The 6,446-nt window shown below is 57.7% G+C and carries 8 protein-coding genes and 1 rRNA gene; 4 read left to right on the top strand and 5 right to left on the bottom strand.

The window, feature by feature from the left end:
• The 3 genes from JHC09_RS15600 to JHC09_RS15590 all read right to left on the bottom strand — a co-directional run.
• Positions 1-62, bottom strand: a 16S ribosomal RNA gene (locus tag JHC09_RS15600); the annotation flags it as partial.
• A 551-nt stretch (positions 63-613) separates the two neighbouring features.
• Entirely contained in the window at positions 614-1,333 is a 720-nt protein-coding gene (locus tag JHC09_RS15595; RefSeq protein ID WP_199532741.1) for a carbonic anhydrase, read from the bottom strand.
• A gap of 71 nt (positions 1,334-1,404) precedes the next feature.
• The gene (locus JHC09_RS15590; RefSeq protein WP_199532739.1) at positions 1,405-2,343 is read right to left on the bottom strand and encodes an L-threonylcarbamoyladenylate synthase; all 939 of its coding nucleotides are present in this window, start codon (positions 2,341-2,343) and stop codon (positions 1,405-1,407) included.
• 120 nt (positions 2,344-2,463) lie between these two features.
• Here JHC09_RS15590 and JHC09_RS15585 point away from each other — a divergent pair, with 120 nt between their 5' ends.
• The 4 genes from JHC09_RS15585 to JHC09_RS15570 all read left to right on the top strand — a co-directional run bounded on the left by JHC09_RS15585 (position 2,464) and on the right by JHC09_RS15570 (position 5,079).
• Entirely contained in the window at positions 2,464-3,390 is a 927-nt protein-coding gene (locus tag JHC09_RS15585) for a histone deacetylase family protein (protein ID WP_199532733.1), read from the top strand.
• An 18-nt stretch (positions 3,391-3,408) separates the two neighbouring features.
• Positions 3,409-3,660, top strand: coding sequence for an exodeoxyribonuclease VII small subunit (locus JHC09_RS15580; RefSeq protein ID WP_169196661.1), 252 nt, complete (start codon positions 3,409-3,411; stop codon positions 3,658-3,660).
• A gap of 94 nt (positions 3,661-3,754) precedes the next feature.
• Complete coding sequence (locus tag JHC09_RS15575) at positions 3,755-4,348, top strand: SCO family protein (protein WP_199532731.1); 594 nt, start codon at positions 3,755-3,757, stop codon at positions 4,346-4,348.
• Complete coding sequence (locus JHC09_RS15570; RefSeq protein ID WP_349236563.1) at positions 4,345-5,079, top strand: TlyA family RNA methyltransferase; 735 nt, start codon at positions 4,345-4,347, stop codon at positions 5,077-5,079. The genes JHC09_RS15575 and JHC09_RS15570 overlap by 4 nt, the downstream gene beginning before the upstream one ends.
• 3 nt (positions 5,080-5,082) lie before the next feature.
• Here the strand turns inward: JHC09_RS15570 and JHC09_RS15565 are convergent, their stop codons facing one another.
• Both JHC09_RS15565 and JHC09_RS15560 read right to left on the bottom strand, forming a co-directional pair.
• On the bottom strand, positions 5,083-5,586 hold the full coding sequence (locus JHC09_RS15565) for a CAP domain-containing protein (protein ID WP_199532729.1): 504 nt from the start codon (positions 5,584-5,586) through the stop codon (positions 5,083-5,085).
• A 3-nt stretch (positions 5,587-5,589) separates the two neighbouring features.
• Complete coding sequence (locus JHC09_RS15560; protein WP_199532727.1) at positions 5,590-6,438, bottom strand: aminoglycoside phosphotransferase family protein; 849 nt, start codon at positions 6,436-6,438, stop codon at positions 5,590-5,592.
• Positions 6,439-6,446: the final 8 nt, after the last annotated feature.

The raw sequence follows: 6,446 nt of genomic DNA, 5'->3' as shown, positions 1-6,446 counted from the left end.
ACTTGCATGTGTTAAGCCTGCCGCCAGCGTTCGTTCTGAGCCAGGATCAAACTCTCAAGTTTAATCATGACTATTGTCGCTAGATGCACGTTTGCGTTTTGACGAGGACACACATCAAATTGCGCTAAAAAGCGCTAAAAGAGTGTACCTCTAGAAACGTGCACCCATCGAAGTCTTGTATAACTTCCACTGGAGTAAACCCCAGCTTCCGTTCGCAAGAACCTCGCCGTCCACGTTTCTCTTTCTTCAATCTTCACAATGTCAAAGAGCTGACCCATCACCGTAAGGTGGACACGTCATTTTGGAAGCAAAGCTTCCGGAGTTCTTAGAGACAAAGCTTTTCGCGCCGTTACCGGCCAAACTGCCTGATCTTTCAGATTTCTGTGCCGCTAGAACTCAGTGCCGGAAGGCGCTGTGCTCTGCAGCGATGACCGGGTTATAGGGGCAGGCCGTTTTGCTGGCAACCCCCTCATGACAAAATCACGACAGTTTTACGTTTCGCAACAAGGGTCAATGTGCAGAACTCGACTGAGTTGCTAGAGTTTCTGCGCCTTAGCGCTATCCGCTCTCATTCTGTGAAATATCCCCAGGCCCTGTGGGTTGTCACAAGCAATCAAGAAACTGGGGTCACCTCTCCCGAGGCTAGGTCATAGTGAGCGCCGAGGACCGCTAGTTTCCCCTCCCGATGCGCAGCGCCGATGACCACACTTCGGGTAATAAGGTTGGAGACAGTCATGCGGATGTTTTCGTTGACCGCTTCGGCAAGAACGTCATCCGCGCCGGAGAGGAGCGCTTTATTGGCAGCAGGCACAATGTTGTCGATGAGCTTGGGAAGGGAGCCCGGCAGATCGGCATTGTCGCGGGCGACAGCGAGGGCCGCATCGACCGCCCCACACCTTGAGTGTCCAAGAACAACGATGAGACGCGTATTGAGTGACGCCACAGCGTATTCGAGGCTGGCGATTTCGTCGTCCCCGGCAAAATTGCCTGCCACGCGGGGGACAAAGAGATCGCCTGGCGCTTGGTCGAAGGCGAGTTCAGGCACAACACGCGAATCTGCGCAGGTCAGGATTGCAGCGAAGGGGTGTTGGCCGAGCGCTAATGTTGGACGCGCGGCAGCAAAATCGACATTGCGGCGGGTATTGTCGAGGAACCGCTGATTGCCGAGCATCAACCTGTCCCAAGCTTCTTTTGGTGAGACGGCGATGGCGGGTGCCCCATGCGTATCAAGGGCAATGGCATTCTGCGAGAGAGCTGTGGCTGCCGCTAAAGCAAGACTGCCGATAAGCAGATGACGGCGAGAAAGCGAAACGCTTGAACATGTGCTGCACATTGTCGGGCTCCGAATAGTGAAACCCAATATGACGCACTAAAGCGCTAAGATCACTCTGATTTTCAGGCAGGCTAGCCGCGCGGGGCCGCTGCGCGGGACAGGCGATCATTGATCGCTTCGCCCAGGCCAGTGCTCGGAATGGGCGCCACAGCGATCAGACTTGCGCCAGCTTTGTCGAGCTGATGGAGATAGGCAAAGAGATTGCGCGCCGCTTCTCGCAAATCGCCGCTTGGCGAGAGATTGAGCGTCGGACCATGGTGCGCGACAGCGGTGCCGAACGCGAGATAAGCCTCACCTTCTTTAGGGATTGCGTTGAGGCGGATCGCGGCATTGGGGGCATAATGGCTCAGGAGCATGCCGGGCGCGGAGATTTTCGCGCCCTTTTCCGCCAAAACAACAGTTTTTCCGGTGAGGGTTTCGATCTCTTCGCGCGCCAGCGCACCGGCGCGGAGCTGGACGATGGCGTCGCCATCGACGGTCACGATAGTGGACTCGACGCCCGATGTGCATGGTCCGCCGTCGAGAACCGCAACACGGCCGGCAAAGCCTTCACTGACCTGCAGAGCCGTCGTCGGCGACAATTTTCCGGATGGATTAGCCGAAGGCGCGGCGAGTGGACGGTCAGCGGCGCGGATTAAGGCGTTGGCGATCGAATGATCGGGCACACGAATGCCGACAGTATCGAGCCCTGCCGTGGTGACATCCGCGAGGCCGTGACCTTCAACCAAAGGCACAACGATAGTGAGTGGGCCCGGCCAAAAGGCCTGCGCCAGCTTGCGCGCCAATGGGCCAAAGACGCCGTAGCGTTCGGCCATGGCCAGATCGGCGCAATGAACAATCAGCGGATTGAAGCGCGGACGGCCCTTGGTTTCATAGATCGAAAGCACCGCGTCGGCATTGGTCGCGTCAGCACCGAGCCCGTAAACGGTCTCGGTTGGAAAGGCGACAAGCTGCCCTGCGCGCAGGCTTTCGCCCGCCTGCCGGATGGTTTCGATATCTGGAGCGTTCATGCTTGGGTGTTTGACAATAGGCACGCCTGCCGTCAAGACAAACCATCACCCTGATGTATACGGCGGAATAGGCTGGGCGTAGATTATGCGTGATCAGGCCAGTATCGGCATGGAGCTAATGTGACGACCCTTTTGGTCAGCCAGACAAATTACGAAGAGCATCTGACGCCCAAAGGGCATCCTGAATGCGCCGCTCGGCTGGTCGCCGTGGCTGAAGCCCTGTCTGCACCTGAGTTTGACGCTCTTGTCCGTCAAGACGCGCCTTATGGCGACCTCTTTCTGGCCGAACTCGTGCATGATGCCAATTATCTGCCAGCGCTCCGCGACGCGCGCCCTGCCGAAGGCATTCGCTCTCTAACCAGCGACACTGTGATTTCCGGCAACAGTCTGGACGTTGTGGCCACGGGCCTTGGCGGCGCACTGGCTGGTCTGCGTGGCGTTTTGCTCGGCGAAGTTGACAATGCGTTCTGCGCCATTCGACCGCCCGGTCATCACGCTGAAATCGCGGACACCAGCGGTTTTTGCCTCGTCAACACTGCGGCCATTGCGGCACGGGAAGCCCAGCGCAAGTATGGCGCGGAACGTATCGCCATTGTCGATTTTGACGTTCATCATGGCAATGGCACCCAGGACATATTTAAAGACGACCCGAGCGTCTTTTATGCGTCGAGCCATCAGATGCCGCTCTTTCCCGGCACGGGTCGGCCCGATGAACATGGCGTCGGCAATATCTTTAACGCTGCGCTCAAACCCAAAACGGCTGGGGCGGAGATGCGCGCCGCCTATAATGAGATCATTCTGCCCGCGCTCGACAATTTCGCGCCTGATCTGATCATTCTCTCTGCCGGGTTTGACGCGCATATTCTCGATCCGCTCGCCCAGTTGGAATGGGTAGAGGATGATTTTCGCTGGGTAACGGGCAAGTTGATGGACATTGCCGAACGTCGATGCGGCAATCGGATTGTGTCACTCCTCGAAGGTGGGTATGACCTCAAGGGACTTTCCGGTGGGGTCAGCACCCATGTTGCGACCCTACTCAACGGGTAAACAGGATCAGGATTTATCATGGCCGACACTGCACATGACGATGTGAAATCGCTGAGCTTTGAAGCTGCACTCGAGCAGCTCGAACAGATCGTGCAGAAGCTGGAAAGCGGACGCGCGCCTTTGGCTGAATCCATTGCCATTTATGAACGCGGCGAAGCGCTCAAAGCGCATTGCGAGACCCTGCTGAAAACAGCAGAAGCGCGGATCGAAAAGATCACGCTGTCGCGTGAAGGCAAGGCCGTAGGCACCGAACCGCTCGACGCAAATTGATTTTGGGCTGACCAGCCCTCCTTATTATACGGTCACAAGGTCATGCGAGTGCCGAGCACTGCGTGACCTTTTGGCTATCTGAAAGGCGAAACACATGTCCTCAAACAACTCCTTGCGCATTGTGCGCATCGCACTTTGGGTGCTGGTTGCCGTCGCGGCAATTGGAGCCACGGCTCTTTACGCCTTCCGCCCACCCCAGCAGACCATCGGGGAAGAAGGTCATACGTTTTCGCTCACATCCTCGCGTGGTGGCGAGTTTACCGATCTTGATCTGATGGGTACGCCGAGCCTCGTGTTCTTTGGCTATACCCATTGCCCCGATGTTTGCCCGGTCACTCTGGCCGAGACAACCGCATGGCGCGCGCAGCTGGGCCTTACCCAAGACGATCTGCGTATCATCTTTGTTTCGGTTGATCCGGCGCGCGACACCGCTGAGATCGTCAAGGACTATGTCGAAGGCTTTGACCCAAGCGTTATTGGTCTGACCGGCACAGCTGAGGACACCGAGAGCATCAAGAAGGCCTTTGGTGCCTTCTCGGAAATCGTCGGTGAAGGCGAGTATTACACCGTCAACCACACCTCCCTGACCTATATCATCGACGATAAGGGTAAGTTTGTCTCGAGCATTTCTTACGGGGAAGATGCCGAGACAGCGAAGAACAAAATCCAGCGTGCGGTGAAGGTGTGAGCCGGATCCGGCTTGATCTTGCGCTTGAAGAGCGTGGCTTGATGCCAAGCCGCGCTCGTGCGCGCGATGCGATTTTGCGCGGCACGGTTTCAGTGAACGGCGCTCCGGCGAAAAAGCCCAACCAGATGGTGGGGGCCGATGATGTTTTGGACATCGATGACCCGGCAGCGGACTATGTTTCGCGCGCTTCGCTCAAACTGATTGCCGGGCTCGACGAAGGCAAAATTTCGCCGGAGGGCAAAATCTGTCTCGACGTCGGCTCCTCAACCGGCGGGTTCACCCAGGTTCTGGTCAAGCGCGGCGCGGCCAAAGTCTATGCGGTCGACGTTGGTCACGACCAACTTCATCCCCTGCTCCGCGCCGATGCGCGCGTTGTCAGCTATGAGGGCACCAATGCCCGCGACCTCGATCGGGACCGCATCGTCGAGCCGATTGATCTTGTCGTTTCCGACGTCAGTTTTGTCTCGGTCACTAAAGTGCTCGAAGCCCCGTTGTCCCTTTGCGCTCCAAAAGCGGACGCGATCATTCTCTTCAAACCCCAGTTTGAGGTCGGGCGGGACTTTATCGGTAAGGGCGGGATCGTCAGCGATCTTGAGGCGTCCGACCGCGCCATGGGCGAGGTCATCGCCTTTGTCGAAGCGCAAAACTTCGCGCTTCAAACCAAGATTCTGTCACCGATTACGGGCGGTGACGGCAATCAGGAAACCGTTCTGGTGTTTTCGCGCGGCTAGGCTTTACTGCCGCCAGGCTTCAAATGGGCCCCCTGCGATCAAGGCCCAATAGATTTTTCCAGAATTGGTCCGCGCCGTCGCCAGACCGAACTCGACAAAGCGCGTCGACAGCAGCGTCTTGCGGTGACCGCTCGAATTGAGCCACCCCTGAATTGTGTCGGGAAGGGTTTTATATCCCTTGGCGAGATTTTCGCCGACAGCCAGCTGGTAACCTGCTTCCGTCACACGCTCTCGCAAGGTTACGCCCAGATCATGGCTCAACGTATCCTTGCGTGCCATGAGCCGCGCTTGCGAACGCGCTGCCGCCTCAAGGGCCGAGCTATACGTCCACTCCCCTGCCCCATTCGCCCGACGGACGGCGTTGATGGTAGCAACGATTTCCTCGCGCGAAAGCCCCTCAGGCTGGCTCGACGCCTTGGCCGGAAGGGGCGGGATCGTGGTTGAACAGGCAGAGACGAGGCCCGCAGCGCCAAGAATAAGCAAGGAACGGCGCGAAATAAGGGTCATGAATTAGGCCTGATCGTAAGCGCTGAGCAACAGAGGCAAGACAGCAAGGTCCCCGTGAATAGCGTTTCCAGCCTGCAAATTCCAGCAGGCGGCAAGGCCCGAATGGACAGCCGCAAAGCCTAGGATGCGCTTACGGTTGAGCTGCAACTTTGCCGAAAACACATCCGCCATATCACTGATGCGCTTGGCGTTCGCTGCAACTTTGATGGCATTGTGCGGATTGCGGAAGGCATTGGCGACTTCATAATGCGGGTCGCCGTATAGCCCCTTGGGGTCAATCGCCAACCAGCCCCGATCAGAGCGCATAATATTGTCGTGGTGCAAATCGCCGTGCAGCGGCACTTCGCGGGTCGGCTTATCAAAGAGCGCGAGTGCCGTGCCAGCGCAGCGCGCATAAAGATCGCGCGCCGTATGGGGCCATTGCCGCACATCGGTTTCAAACAAGGCGTCGAAATTCTGCCGGAGCGGCGCGAGCCCCTTCGGGAAATCCGCGCGTGGCATGTGCAGCTTCTGGACGGTCGAAGCAAAAGCCTCGGTGGCTTCCGCGTCGCGCCCTGAACGGGAAAGGATCCCAAGCGTGCCCCCGTCGAGCCATTCCATAAAGATGGCGTCTTCGTGGACGTCAAAAACCGTCACCGCGCCTTCACCGGAATAGTATTCCAAGAGGCTGGTGCCGCGCCCTTCTTGGTCGCGGACGTGGGGCTTGATGATTTTGAGGGCCGCCATATCGCGACCATTCTGCTCGACCTTAAAAACCCAGCCGTTTTGGGTCTCGGCGACCAGCGCCGATTTCGTCAAAGACCAACGGATCATGGCTCGATTGAGCGCCGTTTCGAGAGGTGTCTGATTCATCATTACGC

Source organism: Devosia sp. MC532, from assembly GCF_016461625.1.
Taxonomy (GTDB): Bacteria; Pseudomonadota; Alphaproteobacteria; order Rhizobiales; family Devosiaceae; genus Devosia.
The sequence above is the reverse complement of the archived record's forward strand: the minus strand, read 5'-3'. Positions and strand labels throughout refer to the sequence as shown.